Origin of the sequence: Marinomonas hwangdonensis, from assembly GCF_003721245.1 — a bacterium.
Taxonomy (GTDB): domain Bacteria; phylum Pseudomonadota; class Gammaproteobacteria; order Pseudomonadales; family Marinomonadaceae; genus Marinomonas; species Marinomonas hwangdonensis.
Genome location: NZ_RIZG01000001.1, coordinates 508,697 through 523,713, shown reverse-complemented (window position 1 = coordinate 523,713; position 15,017 = coordinate 508,697). Strand labels below are relative to the sequence as shown.

General features: G+C 45.1%; 28 protein-coding genes. 12 read left to right on the top strand and 16 right to left on the bottom strand.

Translation table 11 applies throughout. The features are described from left to right. Positions 1 to 2 precede the first annotated feature (2 nt). The 6 genes from EBI00_RS02465 to EBI00_RS16040 all read right to left on the bottom strand — a co-directional run bounded on the left by EBI00_RS02465 (position 3) and on the right by EBI00_RS16040 (position 2,790). Positions 3 to 569 (bottom strand): hypothetical protein, encoded by a 567-nt coding sequence (locus tag EBI00_RS02465; RefSeq protein ID WP_123094324.1) that lies wholly within the window; start codon positions 567 to 569, stop codon positions 3 to 5. A 109-nt stretch (positions 570 to 678) separates the two neighbouring features. Continuing rightward, a complete protein-coding gene (locus tag EBI00_RS02460; protein ID WP_123094323.1) occupies positions 679 to 927 on the bottom strand; it encodes a hypothetical protein in 249 nt (82 codons plus the stop codon). Then, positions 924 to 1,355: a D-Ala-D-Ala carboxypeptidase family metallohydrolase gene (locus EBI00_RS02455; protein ID WP_123094322.1), complete on the bottom strand. Its 432-nt coding sequence runs from the start codon at positions 1,353 to 1,355 to the stop codon at positions 924 to 926. The genes EBI00_RS02460 and EBI00_RS02455 overlap by 4 nt, the downstream gene beginning before the upstream one ends. After that, positions 1,352 to 1,684 carry a hypothetical protein gene (locus EBI00_RS02450; RefSeq protein ID WP_123094321.1) on the bottom strand — a complete coding sequence of 111 codons (333 nt, stop codon included), beginning with the start codon at positions 1,682 to 1,684 and terminating at the stop codon, positions 1,352 to 1,354. The genes EBI00_RS02455 and EBI00_RS02450 overlap by 4 nt, the downstream gene beginning before the upstream one ends. A gap of 175 nt (positions 1,685 to 1,859) precedes the next feature. Next, a complete protein-coding gene (locus EBI00_RS02445; protein WP_123094320.1) occupies positions 1,860 to 2,639 on the bottom strand; it encodes an RES family NAD+ phosphorylase in 780 nt (259 codons plus the stop codon). Further along, a complete protein-coding gene (locus EBI00_RS16040; RefSeq protein WP_174714883.1) occupies positions 2,629 to 2,790 on the bottom strand; it encodes a hypothetical protein in 162 nt (53 codons plus the stop codon). The genes EBI00_RS02445 and EBI00_RS16040 overlap by 11 nt, the downstream gene beginning before the upstream one ends. Positions 2,791 to 2,890: 100 nt before the next feature. On the opposite strand from EBI00_RS16040, the gene EBI00_RS02440 reads away from it, so the two are divergent. Beyond that, positions 2,891 to 3,547, top strand: a complete 657-nt coding sequence (locus EBI00_RS02440) for a hypothetical protein (protein ID WP_123094319.1) — start codon at positions 2,891 to 2,893, stop codon at positions 3,545 to 3,547. A gap of 113 nt (positions 3,548 to 3,660) precedes the next feature. Next, the gene (locus tag EBI00_RS15905; protein WP_148039063.1) at positions 3,661 to 4,140 is read left to right on the top strand and encodes a hypothetical protein; all 480 of its coding nucleotides are present in this window, start codon (positions 3,661 to 3,663) and stop codon (positions 4,138 to 4,140) included. Between the two features lie 40 nt (positions 4,141 to 4,180). Here the strand turns inward: EBI00_RS15905 and EBI00_RS02435 are convergent, their stop codons facing one another. From EBI00_RS02435 to EBI00_RS02420, 4 genes are read right to left on the bottom strand one after another with little or no spacing between them, the layout of a single operon-like run. Next, complete coding sequence (locus EBI00_RS02435; protein WP_123094318.1) at positions 4,181 to 5,080, bottom strand: hypothetical protein; 900 nt, start codon at positions 5,078 to 5,080, stop codon at positions 4,181 to 4,183. Beyond that, positions 5,080 to 5,490 carry a hypothetical protein gene (locus EBI00_RS02430; protein WP_123094317.1) on the bottom strand — a complete coding sequence of 137 codons (411 nt, stop codon included), beginning with the start codon at positions 5,488 to 5,490 and terminating at the stop codon, positions 5,080 to 5,082. Before EBI00_RS02430 ends, EBI00_RS02435 begins: the two co-directional genes overlap by 1 nt. Beyond that, positions 5,487 to 5,795, bottom strand: coding sequence for a DUF1364 domain-containing protein (locus EBI00_RS02425; protein ID WP_123094316.1), 309 nt, complete (start codon positions 5,793 to 5,795; stop codon positions 5,487 to 5,489). Before EBI00_RS02425 ends, EBI00_RS02430 begins: the two co-directional genes overlap by 4 nt. Then, the gene (locus EBI00_RS02420) at positions 5,792 to 6,247 is read right to left on the bottom strand and encodes a recombination protein NinB (protein WP_206612540.1); all 456 of its coding nucleotides are present in this window, start codon (positions 6,245 to 6,247) and stop codon (positions 5,792 to 5,794) included. The genes EBI00_RS02425 and EBI00_RS02420 overlap by 4 nt, the downstream gene beginning before the upstream one ends. A gap of 178 nt (positions 6,248 to 6,425) precedes the next feature. Here EBI00_RS02420 and EBI00_RS02415 point away from each other — a divergent pair, with 178 nt between their 5' ends. Next, positions 6,426 to 6,749 carry a hypothetical protein gene (locus EBI00_RS02415; protein ID WP_123094315.1) on the top strand — a complete coding sequence of 108 codons (324 nt, stop codon included), beginning with the start codon at positions 6,426 to 6,428 and terminating at the stop codon, positions 6,747 to 6,749. Positions 6,750 to 6,763: 14 nt separating this feature from the next. On the opposite strand, the gene EBI00_RS02410 is transcribed toward EBI00_RS02415, so the two are convergent. The 6 genes from EBI00_RS02410 to EBI00_RS02390 all read right to left on the bottom strand — a co-directional run bounded on the left by EBI00_RS02410 (position 6,764) and on the right by EBI00_RS02390 (position 8,885). Next, positions 6,764 to 7,636: a hypothetical protein gene (locus EBI00_RS02410; protein ID WP_123094314.1), complete on the bottom strand. Its 873-nt coding sequence runs from the start codon at positions 7,634 to 7,636 to the stop codon at positions 6,764 to 6,766. Between the two features lie 4 nt (positions 7,637 to 7,640). Further along, positions 7,641 to 7,916 (bottom strand): hypothetical protein, encoded by a 276-nt coding sequence (locus EBI00_RS02405; protein WP_123094313.1) that lies wholly within the window; start codon positions 7,914 to 7,916, stop codon positions 7,641 to 7,643. After that, complete coding sequence (locus tag EBI00_RS15955; protein ID WP_158600730.1) at positions 7,913 to 8,062, bottom strand: hypothetical protein; 150 nt, start codon at positions 8,060 to 8,062, stop codon at positions 7,913 to 7,915. Before EBI00_RS15955 ends, EBI00_RS02405 begins: the two co-directional genes overlap by 4 nt. A gap of 104 nt (positions 8,063 to 8,166) precedes the next feature. Beyond that, entirely contained in the window at positions 8,167 to 8,388 is a 222-nt protein-coding gene (locus EBI00_RS02400; protein ID WP_148039062.1) for a hypothetical protein, read from the bottom strand. Between the two features lie 19 nt (positions 8,389 to 8,407). Further along, complete coding sequence (locus tag EBI00_RS02395; RefSeq protein ID WP_123094311.1) at positions 8,408 to 8,635, bottom strand: hypothetical protein; 228 nt, start codon at positions 8,633 to 8,635, stop codon at positions 8,408 to 8,410. Between the two features lie 19 nt (positions 8,636 to 8,654). Beyond that, positions 8,655 to 8,885 carry a helix-turn-helix domain-containing protein gene (locus EBI00_RS02390; RefSeq protein ID WP_123094310.1) on the bottom strand — a complete coding sequence of 77 codons (231 nt, stop codon included), beginning with the start codon at positions 8,883 to 8,885 and terminating at the stop codon, positions 8,655 to 8,657. A gap of 111 nt (positions 8,886 to 8,996) precedes the next feature. Between EBI00_RS02390 and EBI00_RS02385 the strand changes: the two genes are divergently transcribed. The 9 genes from EBI00_RS02385 to ssb all read left to right on the top strand — a co-directional run bounded on the left by EBI00_RS02385 (position 8,997) and on the right by ssb (position 14,726). Then, a complete protein-coding gene (locus EBI00_RS02385) occupies positions 8,997 to 9,737 on the top strand; it encodes a LexA family transcriptional regulator (RefSeq protein ID WP_123094309.1) in 741 nt (246 codons plus the stop codon). A 35-nt stretch (positions 9,738 to 9,772) separates the two neighbouring features. Beyond that, positions 9,773 to 10,054 (top strand): hypothetical protein, encoded by a 282-nt coding sequence (locus EBI00_RS02380; RefSeq protein WP_206612539.1) that lies wholly within the window; start codon positions 9,773 to 9,775, stop codon positions 10,052 to 10,054. Between the two features lie 340 nt (positions 10,055 to 10,394). Continuing rightward, complete coding sequence (locus EBI00_RS15950; RefSeq protein WP_158600729.1) at positions 10,395 to 10,553, top strand: hypothetical protein; 159 nt, start codon at positions 10,395 to 10,397, stop codon at positions 10,551 to 10,553. A 35-nt stretch (positions 10,554 to 10,588) separates the two neighbouring features. Continuing rightward, positions 10,589 to 11,548: a PD-(D/E)XK nuclease-like domain-containing protein gene (locus EBI00_RS02375; RefSeq protein WP_123094308.1), complete on the top strand. Its 960-nt coding sequence runs from the start codon at positions 10,589 to 10,591 to the stop codon at positions 11,546 to 11,548. A 7-nt stretch (positions 11,549 to 11,555) separates the two neighbouring features. After that, positions 11,556 to 12,422, top strand: coding sequence for a hypothetical protein (locus tag EBI00_RS02370; RefSeq protein ID WP_123094307.1), 867 nt, complete (start codon positions 11,556 to 11,558; stop codon positions 12,420 to 12,422). Positions 12,423 to 12,441: 19 nt separating this feature from the next. Continuing rightward, positions 12,442 to 13,626: a DUF1351 domain-containing protein gene (locus tag EBI00_RS02365; protein WP_123094306.1), complete on the top strand. Its 1,185-nt coding sequence runs from the start codon at positions 12,442 to 12,444 to the stop codon at positions 13,624 to 13,626. 37 nt (positions 13,627 to 13,663) lie between these two features. Then, the gene (gene csrA / locus EBI00_RS02360) at positions 13,664 to 13,861 is read left to right on the top strand and encodes a carbon storage regulator CsrA (RefSeq protein ID WP_123094305.1); all 198 of its coding nucleotides are present in this window, start codon (positions 13,664 to 13,666) and stop codon (positions 13,859 to 13,861) included. Continuing rightward, a complete protein-coding gene (locus EBI00_RS02355) occupies positions 13,858 to 14,064 on the top strand; it encodes a hypothetical protein (protein ID WP_123094304.1) in 207 nt (68 codons plus the stop codon). The genes csrA and EBI00_RS02355 overlap by 4 nt, the downstream gene beginning before the upstream one ends. Further along, on the top strand, positions 14,064 to 14,726 hold the full coding sequence (gene ssb / locus EBI00_RS02350) for a single-stranded DNA-binding protein (RefSeq protein WP_123094303.1): 663 nt from the start codon (positions 14,064 to 14,066) through the stop codon (positions 14,724 to 14,726). The genes EBI00_RS02355 and ssb overlap by 1 nt, the downstream gene beginning before the upstream one ends. The last annotated feature ends 291 nt before the right edge of the window (positions 14,727 to 15,017 follow it).

Sequence of the window (15,017 nt, the reverse complement as noted above, 5' to 3'; positions counted from 1 at the left end):
ACTTACAAACCTTCGGACAATGCTTCTAAATCATCCTCGTAACTGGAGTCTTGCTGATCGTCCAAGTTGTAAGCTTGTCGCTCTAACTTAACGAGACGTTCAAACGATTGAGTTGCCGAGTTCAAGCACTTGCCCACGTATTCGAGCGGAATGTCGATCTCAATAGGGTCGCCATTGGGTGCCTGAACAGTCAGCTTTCCGCTTGTTAGCTGCTTGCGTAGCTCTTTAGAGTACATTCCAACAATGTCTTGGTATTCCGCTGCGCGTGTTCGATGCTTTGTGATCACGTCAACCGCGACATTACTCGCCTCTTCAACGATCTCTTCATCAGACAGTGGCGTGTTTGGCTCGCGCTCTTTGGCTTTTGGGCTAGTCTCAGCCACGGTTTTAGTCAACTTGGCCTTTGTTGCCTGCTTAACTTTTCCGCTTAAATCCTTCTGCCAGCCGAACTTTAACGCCCACTTGCGAATAGACGCTTCCGAGCAGCCGTGCTTTGTCGAGATCGCACGGTTACTCAGTAAATCAGCGCGGTAATCCGCTTCGATTGCGTCTAGATCGTACTTAGCCATTTGTGATTAATGCCTTTTTTGTCAAACCCCATAAGAAAACGCCCCAGTCACTTAGTGACTGAGGCGCAGACTTATAGACTCTTTTACTTTTTAAACAGATCGACTGGCTCTAAATCCTATCTAGCTGCTCTTCAATGAGCGTTCGCAACTTTGATTCGGTCGCGCTCCGGAGCGATTCGGTGCCTTGCTTTCTCAGATAGTCCAGCGCTACTACCATTTTTTGCTGACCTTTCCCGCCTGATTTTTCCGCAACGTCGACGGCATTTTTAAGCGCTCGCTTGCTTGCTGCGTCAAGCGCTGCTTTCAATAGCAAATCGCCAAACCAATACAATATAGCTCTGATAATTGTTACTTTCATGATGTCACCTCGTTTGTGTAAAAACTGCCGGACCAAGCCCCATACAAGAAGCAAGATTGTTCCAAGTTCGCTGATTGCCGCCAGTCTACGTGGCAAAAGCCATCATGGAGGCCCACTGAAAAGCCCAAGCTGTACGCAAGTCGCGCAAACGCTAGCTTTCTCTCGTCATCCCAGTTGCGCCAGCGTATGTCAGCAGCGGCACAGCCTTTTGTGTTGTGCGTTGGGTTTTCTGTCAAATGGAGGCTTCGCGGATGGCCGCCCACTTTTGCGTTGTGCTCTGGTGTGCGACAAACACTACTTGGTGACAGTGGATGGCCCCACAGCAATCGAAGCGCGGGGAGCATGATGGCAAAATGTGGATCAAGCTTGACCACGCCCGAGCCTTTGCACTCAAGCTCTGTTTTCGAGAAGAACGGTATTTCTGTCATAGAAACTTATCTCCAATAGCGACGGCAAACGAGACTAAAGCCGCAACAACGGTGGCCACTTTCCAGCCGCCTGAGACATAGGCTTTTTGAGTTGACGAACTGCTTTCAACAACCCTCAAACGTAACTCATGGTCGTCCAGCTGCTTGCCCATTCGCTTTAAACCATCGTCTTGTCGCAAATGACGTTCCTCAGACCTAGCAACCAATGCACCAAAGCTCGACACAGATTTAGTAAGCTCTGCTGTTGCAGCACGCAATTCAGTAAACTGCTCGCGCGATTCCTCACGCTGCTGATGTAACGCATGTAATAGGGGATCGTTTGAGCTCATGAGTATTCCTAGAAATAAAAAAGCCGCCTCACGCTAAAAACGTGGGCGGCAATGGAGCTGACTATGCCAGTCAGATTCAAAAATGGAGGGCCAGAAACGCAAAAACCCCGCCGAAGCGAGGTTTTTACAGAGTTTTGGACTATGGGAAAAAGGTTAGTTTTTTCTTATCACGGTGTCAAGCTTGTTTTTGACAGAGGTTTATTCTTCGTACCAGTTTCCATATATTAATTTCACCACATTCAGCACTATCAACATCAAATAGGCAAATATTTCTACCACTTAGACCTAGCGAATCTAGCGATATAACTGCTTCTGCATTTACTTTATTGTAATCATAAGCCGAGAACTGGCTTTTATAAATAACTCCATCTAGTTCACATTCCCTGTGAAGAAATTCTGATATCACTTGAGTGGGGATATACTCTCTTCCTTTGTGTTGCTCATTATCTAATGGTTTTGATAAAAGATCACTCAAAGTGAATAGTGGATTTTCTTCTAATGGTGCAAAGAAATAGTGATAAGCATTCATTTCTTTGGACAGGTTTATCACTCTAAGAGAGCGAGTGGTTTTAAAAGTGCCTACACTTATAGCGGCATCAGTCGGTGCTCGACTTTCAGAAATAGCTATTTCAGGAGTCTCGGCTAAATATAATACGTTAACATTATATGAGTTCATCCTTCCAAGAGATCTTATGTTACCTACTGGCTTCATGCCAGACCTTGGGTGAGCCGTTTTTATATAAGTTGAACTCAAAACATCAAAATCATGCACACGAGCTCTAAAATATTCAGAACCCTCCTCAATCACCTCAACGTATTGCGCTAAATATTTGTATAAATCGCCTAAAAAAGATTTCGTTTCATCAGAAAAAAAATGACGCCTTTCCTCACAGACTTCCTGGGAAAAAATCTCGTACCTTTTTTTAAATTGTACTGAAAAAGATTCACTTTTCATTTTCTTCCCCTTTCCTTAATAACGATCTTGATAAGTCCTGCAAATGCTCAATAGCATCGGCCACTTCATGCTGCTTGTCTTCGGGGATCTCTGAGATGTCTTGAAATGAAATGAGCTCTAAGTTGTCGAGCAATTGCTTGAGTTGTTCCATGTGTTCCTCCTTGAACTAACACTTTGAGTTACCAGTTTAGCCGCACTGCGTGATAAAGTTCAAGACATCTAAACAAACTGTTACCTAACTAAGGATCGGAATGACCATCAAGGAACGACTCCCCATACATAAACAAGCATATCCATACTTTCTTCTTACATTAGGCCTACTCTTTGGCCTTGGTATTGCTATCGACTGGGACATAGGTTTCAAAGCTAAGCTTGAGACAGAGAAAAGTGGTTGGGATATTGCAGCATCTATTGGCTCTCTTCTTGCCGGATTCGGTACAGTTGGCCTGCTGGTTTTTGGTTGGATTAAGGGTAGTGTGTGGGTAAATCAAATTAAGTCAGAGAAGCGCCTTAATATAATCATTGAGGCATCTGACGAACTAATAAAAGCATCTAATTATTTTGAAAATATAGTCAAAATCGAATTTCTAGACAGAAACTCTGGGCTTCATTCTTTTACAAATCATAAGGGACTTTCTACATCGGAGGTCACAAAAGCTATAAACACAGTCGAAGGTAGCTTGAATACTTTAAGGTCTCTACTGAAAAAAGACATTACATTAGGACCAAAAGTAAAAGAACTTCAGAAGCACTTAGAAAAATTAGACAAAAGATATCACAGCGGCAACATTTTAATTCGAGGGTGTGATGTACTAATGGGATCTGCACTCTTTTCCGAAAAAGCCAAAAAATTTCATATGAAGTTAATTCCATATTTACTAGACGGTGAGTGGGACGATGAAAACTAATACGCAGTGCGCACCTGCGTACTGCGTACAGGAAGTGCGTACAGAAAAAATTTGTTAACGACTAATCATAACTGTAATCTATAAAGCTCAAAAAAAATACGGGTCTCAATCTAATGACAAGTTTAAAAATAGCTATTAGCCGCTTTGCACTTACCTCAGCTCTAGCGTTCACATCATCACTATCGTTTGCAGATATCTCCCCATCTGATGCTAACAAAATAATTGATGATTTCCTGAAAAATGGTAATCAAACATACACAAGTTTGGAAGTGATACCAGTGGGAAGCATTGCATCGATAATTATGACGAGCATAGACGGACGACCCGTACGAATTCTGGCACATCAGAATCTAGCCTTCAAATATCGCGGCACATATATTTCTAGATTCTCTTTTGAAACAATTCCTATGTCAGAGTTAAAAAACTTAACACCTGATGTAATTAACGCGTGGTCTAAAGTTGCTCTATCCAATAATAGCCATGCTGAAAGCTTTTCTTCGCAGGGTCACAGGGTTGTAACGGTTACATCTAGCTCCCCCATTGAAAAATCCTTAAATGCCCATGCCTTACAGGGCATTCCTCTTAACTACTAACCCCATCATCAACCTGATTAGATACAAAATTTATAGCTAGTTAGGTTGGTAGACCTTTCACATTTAATATTGTTGCAAGCGCACTTTCCGCCCACTCATTCAATACACCTGTCATTTGTTCAAACACATCTTGCCAGCCATCGCGTTTCCAGTTCGATTGCGCTACACCTACGCGCCAGCTTAGGTATTCTTGCGTGTACAGTGGTTTAGTGTGTGTCACAGGTTCTCTCTCTTCACTTGCCGAGAATAGATAGGACTGATCGGTGTGAGCGAATGACTTCAAAGCAAGGCTTGCAATAACTGAGTGTTTTTCTGTTGCTTCAGCACCTGTCTTTGTTTGCCACACTTTTAATAAATGCAATATGCCAATTGATAGGTTTTTATCTGAATCGGTCGCTAACTGCATATCCCGAATACAGCCGCGAATGTGTTTAACAATGTGTCCCCATTGCGCCCTTACTTTGTCTTTTGGCATTGCCATGGCACCGGCTAAGGTAATATCGATGTTTTGGGGCTTACGGCCCTTGTCGCGCTCAAACTCGTATTTGAGTACGTTCAGGACAACGATACTCACGCGACTTGTGTAGTAAGCGTATTCGCGGGGGAACTTCTCTTTTACTTCTTGAGCAAGAGCGTTGGCGATTTCGTTGTGATGTTTGTACGTTGGTAAAGAGTCCTGTTCTTTAGGCGCCCAGCAATACATGCCGAACGCCTGCAAGTGTTCTGGCAGCTTCGCGATCTCGGACTGTACACGCCCTGCTTTTGCCATGTGCATGACTCTTGACGAGTTATCCGCTGGCCCACGTGTCTGTGTCTCGTTCATTACCTGTTTCCGTCTAAGTAAGTTTGCATTAGATCGATTGATCTCTAGTAGCTGGTCATTTGCACTGCGAGAATAAAAAGCGTCGTGCCACATTTGGCGAGCTGATAAATACTGCATTAGGCCTCCAATACTTCTGTGATTGTCACGACTGTTGCAGCCGCTTTATGTGTTGATTTGTGCTGTCTGATAACAGGGCATTCGATGATGCAACCAGGGTTGTCGTCCTCGATGACGCCAAGGCCAAGGGGGTTTGTTTTAGTGCAGACGACTAACGTATCAAATAAAGGTTTAAGCCCCCCCATTACGCCATCCCAGTCACCAAGCTGTGACGAATAGCGATCTATCTCAATCTTGCACCGCTTAAAGGGACTTAGGCGCTGGTAACCCTCGCTTTCTAGCGCGGCTCGCACGCTCCAGCATAGCGACTCGTGATACGCCTTGCGCTTGGCCCAGTGCATCCGCTGCCACACATTGAGCAGAATCGATGCTTCAGGAATGCTAAACGTCACTTCACGACCGTATTTCATTTTTGCCCCTTAACCGAAATTAAACCGGCTTGAATCAGGTGGTTTTGTGTTTGTTCGAGCGCATCAAGAATGTATAAGGCTTGAGTCCCTCTATCGAGCACGGTAGTTCGACCATCGATTGCATCATGACACCCTGAGCATGCATAAACAGCAAAGCTGTCATCGCACTTCATCGACATGCCAATGTTTTTGCCAACATGGGCCAGTACCGTCGTCTCTGGATCGAAATTACAATGACCTGGTATTCTGAGTGCGCAATCTTGGCCCCGCGCACTTTTGCGTATTGCTTCCGATCGTACTTTCACGCGACTAGCCCCAACTCTTCGTAATACTTCATAACTGGGTCACTCCAACGCACTCCACGCTCTGAACCAAACGCATAAATTAACTCGAGTAATTCGCTAAACTCGGTTTTATTCATACTGCTTGTGTGTGTGGCCAGAACCACAAAACCGCCATCGATACCCGGTACCGCCTTTTGCTTTTTCAGTGCAGCGGTAAAAACGTGTTTCCAATCCTCTTGTGATAACTTCTCGCCATACCAATCTAACTGTGTAGCCACGTCTGTGAGCGTTGCCCACAGTCTTGCGTTCTGACCGTTATTTCTCTTTTTTCGACCTAACTTGAGGATGACAGGACCCAAAGATTCGTTTGCCTTCACTGCCTTACAAACCAACTCCCAAGCCTGCGTCATCTTGGTGGCTTTATCTGACTCGCCTATGATTTCTATTGTGATATCCGCTTTTGCTGCTTTCATACTTCACCCGCAATTCAAATCGTAATGTCCGTGTTTTTCGGGACACTACGCCCCTTGCCCTGAGTCCCTTAAAATACTTTTTTGATCAATAAATATGCGATAACCTAGGCCGGCTGTATCCCAAGCATTAGAGCTAAAGACATCCCTAACTTAACAACTGAATAGGATATTGTTGCCGATGAAGCATTTATTAATACAAACCGAGAAACATATCCGAACGTTATGTGGCGTCCTGATTTGGGGGGCAGTTTCGTATCTTCTTCAAGATCTTGGGGCCCGTCTATTAGGTGAGTTGAGTTATCTACAATTGTTTTGGTTAATAACAGGAATAACAGCAGTTCTAGTACGGTCATTTTTCTCTCTCCACTCTTATAAAACTGAATTAAAAACACTCAAATCTAAAAACGCTGAGCTTTTATCTGATCTTCATCTTCTCAACCCTAATTACATTCAAGATAAAGAATTTAGCGATGCCTTTGACGAAGCCGTTTCCAAACCGTAAACCCATTTAACACCTCACCAATTCGTGTCGCTGATGTTGCCAAGGGCATCGTTAACGCCTTGACGGTTGTTTGGCGCTAAGTTATTTGGCGCTATCGCTAGTTGCTGCTGAGCCGGTGGCGCGTTGTCGATCAAGTGCTTGCGCACCCACTCGGTGTTTATCCCCTTCCAATCTCGGTTAATCACGATATCGATAACCCGCTCTGGCGAGATACCCAGTTCATACGAACAATTCAAAACCTCGTCGAAAAACAGCTTCGAACCTCGGTCGGTCATCGCTGCTTTTTTTGCTGCTCGATGGTCTAGGGCAAACTGGATAGATTCATGTTCAATCGTTGGATATTGAGCGCTGAGTTTTTCCAATACCGAAGGCTTAGCCGAACCTTTTGGTTTACTTTTATCTATTTGATTATTGGTAGGCTGATCATTGGTATATTGATATGGGGGAAATTTTTCCCTACCTAGTGGGGATTTATTTCCCCCCTTAGTAGGGATATTTTTCCCCACCTGAGGACCAAGGGGGGGATTTTTTTCCCTACTTGGTTTGATCTCTTTTTGTGTGGTTTTTGGGGTTTTATCGGTGCGATTCCAAAGCTTTCCCTTCTCTGTTATTGCCACAAAAATACGATTACTGATGACTTTCCTAAGTATCAATCCAGCCGTTTCTAATGTGTTCAAATAGCGCTTAATGGTGTCTGGTTTATCCGACAGAATTGGTAACTCTTGAATCACCTTTTCTTTGCTGATCCAGTAATACACCTGATCATTTATGATCTCGCTATCACACCAACTTTGAGCCTCATACAAGTAGGAGAAAAACACAGCTTGAGCGAGGTTTAAACCCCACTCCTGTGCTCTTGGCTGGTTAAGGTAAATAGAGAACTGCATAAAGCTAATGAGCCTTTTTTTCTGTGATACGGGCGGCATTCAACTTAAATACGACTTTATTGGCGTGATGCTGAAAATCTAAGCAACCGCTTTCTTTTAGCTCTTCAATTATTTTAAAAGTCTTGGTTAGACTTAATCCGCAAACTGGACCTAATTTTTCTATCACTGCATAGCACAACCCTTGCTCATCGGCTTCAAATGCCATCTGAGCAAGAACCATCTTGTGTTCAGTGTTATCAAAAGGAGAGCTCATGACTGAGCTGATAAGGTTAGAATTCATAACACCACCGCCTTAGTCACTTGCTGACGATCCAGTTTTTTACACGCCCAAAAATGCGCCTTAAACGCCAAAGAACATGGCGCCCAAAACATTAAAAATGCTGACACTTTACGAATTAGCTTGAAAAACATCTGTTTAATTTGCATACTAAATTCCTTAGTAAAACGGTTTTATTTGCATACAAAGCCGAAAGAAGCCCAGACCACGAATCTGGGCTTTTTTATTGGCTTCACTTTTTCCCCCAGTCCCTCTAATGAAGAATGACTGGCTCTTTTTTACCCATTAATTCCTGGCAGTCACTCAAGAGATCGAGCAAGAAACCCTGATCTCGTAGAGCTTCATCCAAGCCATCAGTAACAAGCAGCTGCATTGCTTCCGTTGGCGTCTGATCCGTCGCACCAGCATACGAATCCAACACCTCCGCATATTCTTCACTTACCTGAATTACACAGGGCTGCGTTTGGCTTTTCATAATTCCCATTAGGTCCCTTCTAGTCGCAATGGATCGCAGTTAAGATTTCGTTTAGGTCGCTTGGGCGTAAGCGGCTAATTTGACGCTCGGCCAACGCTCTTAACACGACGTTCTTGGGTACCGGCTCATTGCCATTTAACCGAGTTAGCTCAGCTGTAAGCTGTAAGATTTGCCCATGCACTTCTTCTGTGAAGCGTGGGCGGTAGTCGTGAATGTGTTGTTGGTCTAGCGGTTTTGGTGCTGGCATAAGTAGCTCCTGTTTTGGGTTAAGCCGCCTCTGTGGGCGTTTTTGCTGGTTTTAATAATTCTTTTGCAGTAACTAAACCATTTGTTGCCTTCTCGATTTTCTCGGCATAGTTGGTTTCTTTTGTGTATTCCGTGCGTGGCAATCGCCCCCTTGCAATCCAGCCGTATACGGCCTTACGAGTGATGCCGCATATTTCTGCGACTCGCGCTACACGAACACTGGTCAGCTGATCATGGATACTTCTAGTCATCGTAAAACCTTATATGTGTACCTTTTGTACCCATAATAACTGGGGACTGACTTTTCCTCAAGCCTGTTAAACAATAAACATTTGGTACACATAATTTTTGGGGAATTTTTTATGTCGTCAGAACATGCAGAAGCAATAGCCAGGCGCATAGAAGAACTTAGAATCAAGAGAGACATTGAGCGTAGAGGCTTAGGTACCCGCTTGAGCGAAATAACTGGGGTTACGCGCAAAGCGGCTAATAAATGGCTAAATGGTGAAAATGCACCGAAGGCGGATCACATTAGAAAAATAGCTCAATTTTTTAATGTAAATACAAGCTGGCTAGAGTATGGCGAAGAACGTAAGCCCCTAAACCAGGCATATGATTCACTTAGTATGCATTCAACTGATTTAGGGCATGTGGATGTATACGAAAGTCTCGATCCACTACACCCAAATGAGGTAGAAGTGCCGTTTTTTACAGAAGTGGAATTATCGGCAGGAAATGGATTTAACAGTGTGTCCGAAATAGCAACACAACAAATGAGATTTAATCTTTCTACGCTATCAAGTGCAGGCGTCGCACCATCAAAAGCAGCCTGCTGCAAAGTAAGCGGTGACAGTATGGAACCTGTATTACCCGATGGCTCCACGGTTGGTTTAGACACGGCCGATACAGTGATAAAAGATGGCAAGATGTACGCTATCAATCATGGCGGCATGTTGCGTGTAAAGTATTTGTACCGAATGCCTTTTAATGGTTTGCGAATACGCTCAGCCAATACAGACTACCAAGATGAAGAAGTCAGCGGGGAGGCAGCGAAAGACATAAGGATTATTGGTAGAGTTTTTTGGTACTCGGTTGTTTTATAAATACAAATACATTTAATTAAAATAGGAGTGTAAAAATGCGATTACTTTTAGTTGCGATATCAGGCTTATTAGTTGCATCGTGCGGAAGTACTGGCGTTGTTAAGATGGATTCCGATAAATACATGGTATCTGTGAAAAGCGCTAAGATTGGCTTTGTTTCGGCAGCAGAAGAAAAGGCAGATGCATATCAAGAAGCGAACGAATTTTGTTCCAAACAAAACAAATCAGTAGAAACTAGTAGCTTAGAAATGCGAGATTCAGGCCTTATGCAATCAGCTAGCGCCACCCTAGAGTTCAAATGCGTTAACCCTCTGTAAGCCAAAACAGTACAAACACATCATCATAAGAAACCGCCCATCGAGGCGGTTTTTTTTCGCCTGTAACCTTTTGATATACATACGCTTCTAAAAAAACAGCAGATAAGGGTACTTTTGGTACTTTACAATTGTGTATCTATGGTACACAATTATTTCCATCGAAGCGGCGAACCGCTCCAGCAAAGACCACCAAGTTGCCAGGAAAGGCGATAAACCATAGGTGCGAGCTGTGACCGAATCCCCCTCTGAATATGGGGATAGGTGTGATGGGCATGTTTAACCATGTTTTTCTGAGTACGCATTCCATGAGTGCGCAGCCAGAAAATCACAGGAGATCATTATGCTAACCGATATTTTTTACCTGGGCGGCTTTGTCTTAGGACTTTGCCTAGTGCTTGTTTTTGGCTGGCTGTTCATGGTTGTCGGTACGGCAGCAATGGCGGTTTATCAGAAACGCAATGTAAGAGAAGCGATTCAACCGCTACTCGATGAATTTTAACTTTCCTGCTTAAAGGGACGGAAGGAGCCAATCTTATGAACGCAATACAACAAAACCCGTTTGACTTATTCGGTGACGCTCATACGCAAACCGAATTACCTCTTTCGCAAGCTACACATTTTCAGGCGCCACAGTTTGATGACTTCGAAGATGAAGACACACTGTACGTTGAACCTCGAACTACGTCAGCCATTGCACCAGGCATTTACTACGACCTCAGCAATCGCGATTACCACCGCGATGACAGCATTTCAAAGTCCGGCTTGGATTTGATCGACGAAAACCCAAGTCAGTTGATTTGGTCAAAGAATGCACCTCGCGATGTTGAGAAAGAAAAGCCGCTCGATTTTGGCACTGCTGTTCACACCCTGCTTTTAGAGCCGGAAAAGTTCAACGAGCAATTTGTTATCGCGCCAGAGTTAAACCTACGCACCAACGCAGACAAGGCAATATGGGCACAATTCAAAGAGGAAAATGCCGATCGCACCATCATGACTTTTGATGAAAACCGAAAGCTTCAAATTATGCGTGAATCTGTGTTTGCCCACCCCGTTGCAAGAATGATTTTCGAGGCAGATGGCTATAACGAGGCGTCGATATTCTGGCAAGACAAAGGCACTGGCGAGCGCTGCCGAGTGCGCCCAGACCGAGTAATAGATTTCAACGGTCGCCCTATTATCGTCGACGTTAAAAAGGTAGCGGGATTGGATCGGTTTGAAAAACACGCTGAGGAGTTCCGCTACTACGTTCAAGACGCTATGTATTGCGACGGTTACGAGCAGCACTTTGGTGTGAAGCCTGAATTCTGGTTTCTCTGTGTCAGCGACACAGTAGGCGCAGGAAAATATGAGGTTGAAGTGGTGCAGCTTCCCGACGAATGGAAAGAGATTGGGCACGAAAAATACCGTGAAAACCTCGAAACCTACTCCCACTGCCGACGTAACGACGATTGGCTGCATGTACGAACATTAGAGCGCCCACGTTGGGCGAAGTGAGAAGATTATGAGTAATGGAATATATCAAGATCAAAGTCGCTATCCGCAAAACACAGCACAGCAAAACCATTCCAACCCCTTCAACCAAGCACCACCTCAAACTCAAAACGAAAGCGCCAACACTGGTTCGATTGCCATTGAACAGCAACGCGCTATTGCTGAGGCCCGTGGTCAAATTCAACTAGCCAAGATGTTTCCCCGCTCAAACAGTGAAGCGTTAAGCGAATTAGTTGAAGCCTGCAAAAATTGGGACTTTGCAAAATCCGCTTTCTACTCAGTTCCTAATCGTGGCAGTGGCCCCTCTATCCGTTTTGCTGAAGAAGTAGCTCGCTGTTACGGCAACTTTGAATACGGACACCGTGAACTGTCGCGCAGCAAAGGGAAATCAGAGATTGAGGTGTTTGCTTGGGACAAAGAGAAAAACAATGTCAGCAAGCGGCAAATCACAGTCGAGCACATTCGTGACACCAAGACTGGCCCTAAGCCATTGCGCGATCAAGCGGATATTGATAACCGCATTGCTAACGTAGCGAGCAAGCAAATGCGTGGACGAATTCTGGCGATCGTACCCAAGACGTTCGTTGAAATGGGTTTGGCCGAATGCAGAAAAACGCTAGCCGGTAACAACACAGAGTCCATGAGCTCAAAAATAAGTCAGATGATTGTGGAATTTGGTGAGCTTGGCATCCGCCCCGATCAGATCACCGCATACATTGGGCACAACGTCGATGACTGTAGTGTTGATGACTTAACAGAACTCTTTGGCGTATTCAACGCCATCAAACAAGGCGCCAGAGTCAGCGACTACTTTGGCGGCAAAGAAGAAAGCCAGACGAAAAGTACAAGCCTTAAAAGCAGCTTGAAAACCAATTAGAAAATCAGGAGCACACGCCATGTCTAACGCAGCACTACAAACCGAAACCCAAGCGCCAACTACTGAGTTGGTTTTGCTTTCTTCCGTCCCTGCAAAAATCCAGTTCAACTTGCAGGAATTCCGCCAAAACATTCGCAACGAGCTGAAGAAATACGACCTCGTTGTTACCGTAGACACAGTGAAAGACGCCAAAGCATTGGCCGCTGATTTGAATGGTCAAGCGAAGTCGCTCAAAGATCGATTCAAAGAAGCCGCTGCCCTGGTTACTAAGCCGGTTGACGACCTTGGCTTAGAGGTAGCTGACATAGTAACCGAGATTTTAGAGTCACGCGAAAAGCTAACCGCTCAGATCAAAAAGTTTGAAGACGAGCGCAAGGTGGTTGTGCGTAATGCTATTGAAGAAAAACGCCTAGAGCTTTGGGACCAGCTCGAAGTGCAAGAAGAGTTCCGCAATGCACCTATCGATAAGCTAGTTAAGCTAACCGCATTAACAGATAAGGACAATCTAACAGCCGCCACCTTGCGCGATCTTCAATCACTAATCGACAACAACCGTCGCTTGCAGGACCAAACGGAAAAGCGCCTTTTATTACTTGAAAACCAATCCTACAAAGAGGGTTTAAAAGCACCACTTACACGCGAGCACGTTGAAAGTTTCTTGTTTGATGCTGAAGCATCCTATGCTGGAAAGCTCGCTCACATGATGACTTCAGAGCTAAAACGCCAAGCCGCAACCGAAGAAGCGACACGTCGCCAGGTGGCAGAAGAACAACAAAGGACACAACAAGAAGCCGCGCCAGAACCCGTACAGCAGGCCGAGCCAGTGCCGCAAAGATTCGCACCACCAACACAGCAAGAGCAGCTAGAGGTACGACTCAAGCAAGCGAAAGAAGCCCTACCTTATGCAGAAGGCAATCATAGCGAAGAACAGCGCAAAATCAGTGAAATGGAACATCAGCTAAGAGCGATGCAGCAACCAGCGCCAGTGCAGCACCAAGCCGAACAGGTGGACGTGATATTCACACCAAACGGCTCAATGGAAATGTTAAATCGAGTTCATACATCGAGAGAGGAAGCTTTTCAGGCGGCTCTTTCTGCCAGTGCCAATCAAGGTACCCTCGTTGATATTTGGACAAAAAATCAAGGGCGCGTGGCCATTGCCGATGGCGCTTCTGGTCGCGTTTACGTCTGGAACCAGTTCTAAACCCACAACCCACACATTTTAAAGAAGGAATTTAGCTATGTTGATTTTATCGAGAAGACTTGGAGAGACATTGGTTTTTGGTGACAACCGAGAAATTGAAGTCACCATTTTAGGCGTTAAAGGCAACCAGGTTCGGATTGGCGTAAACGCACCCAAAGAAGTGGCGGTTCATCGCGAAGAGATTTACAACCGCATTCAGCAAGAAAAACAGGGGTTACATGGGGGTGCAGCATGAACCACAGGTCAACCACCAAATTACGTGAACTTCAAAAAATGATAGCCGCTCAAACAGCGGCTTTTTTGAAGGCTGGCGGAAAGATTAAGCGCAATGAAATACAGCACGGTCGTGATCAACAAGCCAAACATGGAGGCTTTACGATTAACGGCAAACTAGGCAATCGCTTAAAGCAAAAACCAAACAAGAGTGAGGTGCACTAATGGCAAGGGGGGTGAATAAAGTCATCTTGATTGGCAACGCTGGCAACGATGCCGAAGTTCGTTACATGCCATCAGGCGCAGCCGTGGCAACCGTTAACATAGCAACAACAGAAAGTTGGCGCGACAAGCAAAGCGGTGAAATGCAAGAACGAACGGAATGGCACCGTATCGCTTTCATGGATCGCGGTAATTTCCGTCTTGGTCAGATTGCAGGTGACTTCATCAAGAAAGGTACCAAGGTCTATGTTGAAGGCTCTTTGCGTACTCGAGAGTGGGAAAAAGACGGCATTAAGCGCTACACGACCGAGATTATAGCAAATGAAATGCAGTTGCTTGATAGTCGTAGTGATGGCGGGACTCAAGGCGGGAATCAGCAACAAGGCGGTTATGGTCAAGCGCCACAGCAAGGCGGCTATGGTCAGAACCAACAGCGACCACAGCAACAAAATAACCAGCAGGCTCAGCCGCAAAGCTACGGCTCATGGGGGAACCAGCCGAACAATGGTTATGCCAATGCTCAAGGCGGTGCACAACAAGGTGGATTCAATCAGCCACAAGGCCAACCCCAAGCCAGCAATCAACGTCAGGCCGCGCCACAGCAGCAGCGCCCACAGCAGGCGCCCAACTTCGACGACTTTGACGACGACATACCTTTTAACTAAGACGGCCAGCGTGACCGTCGTTAAACAACTCACCATCTAAACACAGCCAGGCGCGAGTGCAGCTAGCCATAGACGCGCCACACAGAACGACCAATATCTATTTAGCAGCTTAGATGCGGAGGTGCCTCAATAAACCCTACCCCGCAGGCAAAGCCGTGCCCGCTACGTCAGTGCGAACCCTTAACCCAAAGCAGCCAAGGATAAAAATGAAACTCCTTAAAAAAATGCCGGTTTGGGCAATAGCCCTAATCATTTTTTTGCTCGTCTTTTTCGCTTTTAAAGCGACTAACT

Bases quoted from the DNA above. Each gene is read 5' to 3' on its own strand.
- EBI00_RS02465 (WP_123094324.1), bottom strand. From the start codon at position 569: ATGGCTAAGTACGATCTAGACGCAATCGAAGCGGATTACCGCGCTGAT.
- EBI00_RS02460 (WP_123094323.1), bottom strand. From the start codon at position 927: ATGAAAGTAACAATTATCAGAGCTATATTGTATTGGTTTGGCGATTTG.
- EBI00_RS02455 (WP_123094322.1), bottom strand. From the start codon at position 1,355: ATGACAGAAATACCGTTCTTCTCGAAAACAGAGCTTGAGTGCAAAGGC.
- EBI00_RS02450 (WP_123094321.1), bottom strand. From the start codon at position 1,684: ATGAGCTCAAACGATCCCCTATTACATGCGTTACATCAGCAGCGTGAG.
- EBI00_RS02445 (WP_123094320.1), bottom strand. From the start codon at position 2,639: ATGAAAAGTGAATCTTTTTCAGTACAATTTAAAAAAAGGTACGAGATT.
- EBI00_RS16040 (WP_174714883.1), bottom strand. From the start codon at position 2,790: ATGGAACAACTCAAGCAATTGCTCGACAACTTAGAGCTCATTTCATTT.
- EBI00_RS02440 (WP_123094319.1), top strand. From the start codon at position 2,891: ATGACCATCAAGGAACGACTCCCCATACATAAACAAGCATATCCATAC.
- EBI00_RS15905 (WP_148039063.1), top strand. From the start codon at position 3,661: ATGACAAGTTTAAAAATAGCTATTAGCCGCTTTGCACTTACCTCAGCT.
- EBI00_RS02435 (WP_123094318.1), bottom strand. From the start codon at position 5,080: ATGCAGTATTTATCAGCTCGCCAAATGTGGCACGACGCTTTTTATTCT.
- EBI00_RS02430 (WP_123094317.1), bottom strand. From the start codon at position 5,490: ATGAAATACGGTCGTGAAGTGACGTTTAGCATTCCTGAAGCATCGATT.
- EBI00_RS02420 (WP_206612540.1), bottom strand. From the start codon at position 6,247: ATGAAAGCAGCAAAAGCGGATATCACAATAGAAATCATAGGCGAGTCA.
- EBI00_RS02415 (WP_123094315.1), top strand. From the start codon at position 6,426: ATGAAGCATTTATTAATACAAACCGAGAAACATATCCGAACGTTATGT.
- EBI00_RS02410 (WP_123094314.1), bottom strand. From the start codon at position 7,636: ATGCAGTTCTCTATTTACCTTAACCAGCCAAGAGCACAGGAGTGGGGT.
- EBI00_RS02405 (WP_123094313.1), bottom strand. From the start codon at position 7,916: ATGAATTCTAACCTTATCAGCTCAGTCATGAGCTCTCCTTTTGATAAC.
- EBI00_RS15955 (WP_158600730.1), bottom strand. From the start codon at position 8,062: ATGCAAATTAAACAGATGTTTTTCAAGCTAATTCGTAAAGTGTCAGCA.
- EBI00_RS02400 (WP_148039062.1), bottom strand. From the start codon at position 8,388: ATGAAAAGCCAAACGCAGCCCTGTGTAATTCAGGTAAGTGAAGAATAT.
- EBI00_RS02395 (WP_123094311.1), bottom strand. From the start codon at position 8,635: ATGCCAGCACCAAAACCGCTAGACCAACAACACATTCACGACTACCGC.
- EBI00_RS02390 (WP_123094310.1), bottom strand. From the start codon at position 8,885: ATGACTAGAAGTATCCATGATCAGCTGACCAGTGTTCGTGTAGCGCGA.
- EBI00_RS02385 (WP_123094309.1), top strand. From the start codon at position 8,997: ATGTCGTCAGAACATGCAGAAGCAATAGCCAGGCGCATAGAAGAACTT.
- EBI00_RS02380 (WP_206612539.1), top strand. From the start codon at position 9,773: ATGCGATTACTTTTAGTTGCGATATCAGGCTTATTAGTTGCATCGTGC.
- EBI00_RS15950 (WP_158600729.1), top strand. From the start codon at position 10,395: ATGCTAACCGATATTTTTTACCTGGGCGGCTTTGTCTTAGGACTTTGC.
- EBI00_RS02375 (WP_123094308.1), top strand. From the start codon at position 10,589: ATGAACGCAATACAACAAAACCCGTTTGACTTATTCGGTGACGCTCAT.
- EBI00_RS02370 (WP_123094307.1), top strand. From the start codon at position 11,556: ATGAGTAATGGAATATATCAAGATCAAAGTCGCTATCCGCAAAACACA.
- EBI00_RS02365 (WP_123094306.1), top strand. From the start codon at position 12,442: ATGTCTAACGCAGCACTACAAACCGAAACCCAAGCGCCAACTACTGAG.
- csrA (WP_123094305.1), top strand. From the start codon at position 13,664: ATGTTGATTTTATCGAGAAGACTTGGAGAGACATTGGTTTTTGGTGAC.
- EBI00_RS02355 (WP_123094304.1), top strand. From the start codon at position 13,858: ATGAACCACAGGTCAACCACCAAATTACGTGAACTTCAAAAAATGATA.
- ssb (WP_123094303.1), top strand. From the start codon at position 14,064: ATGGCAAGGGGGGTGAATAAAGTCATCTTGATTGGCAACGCTGGCAAC.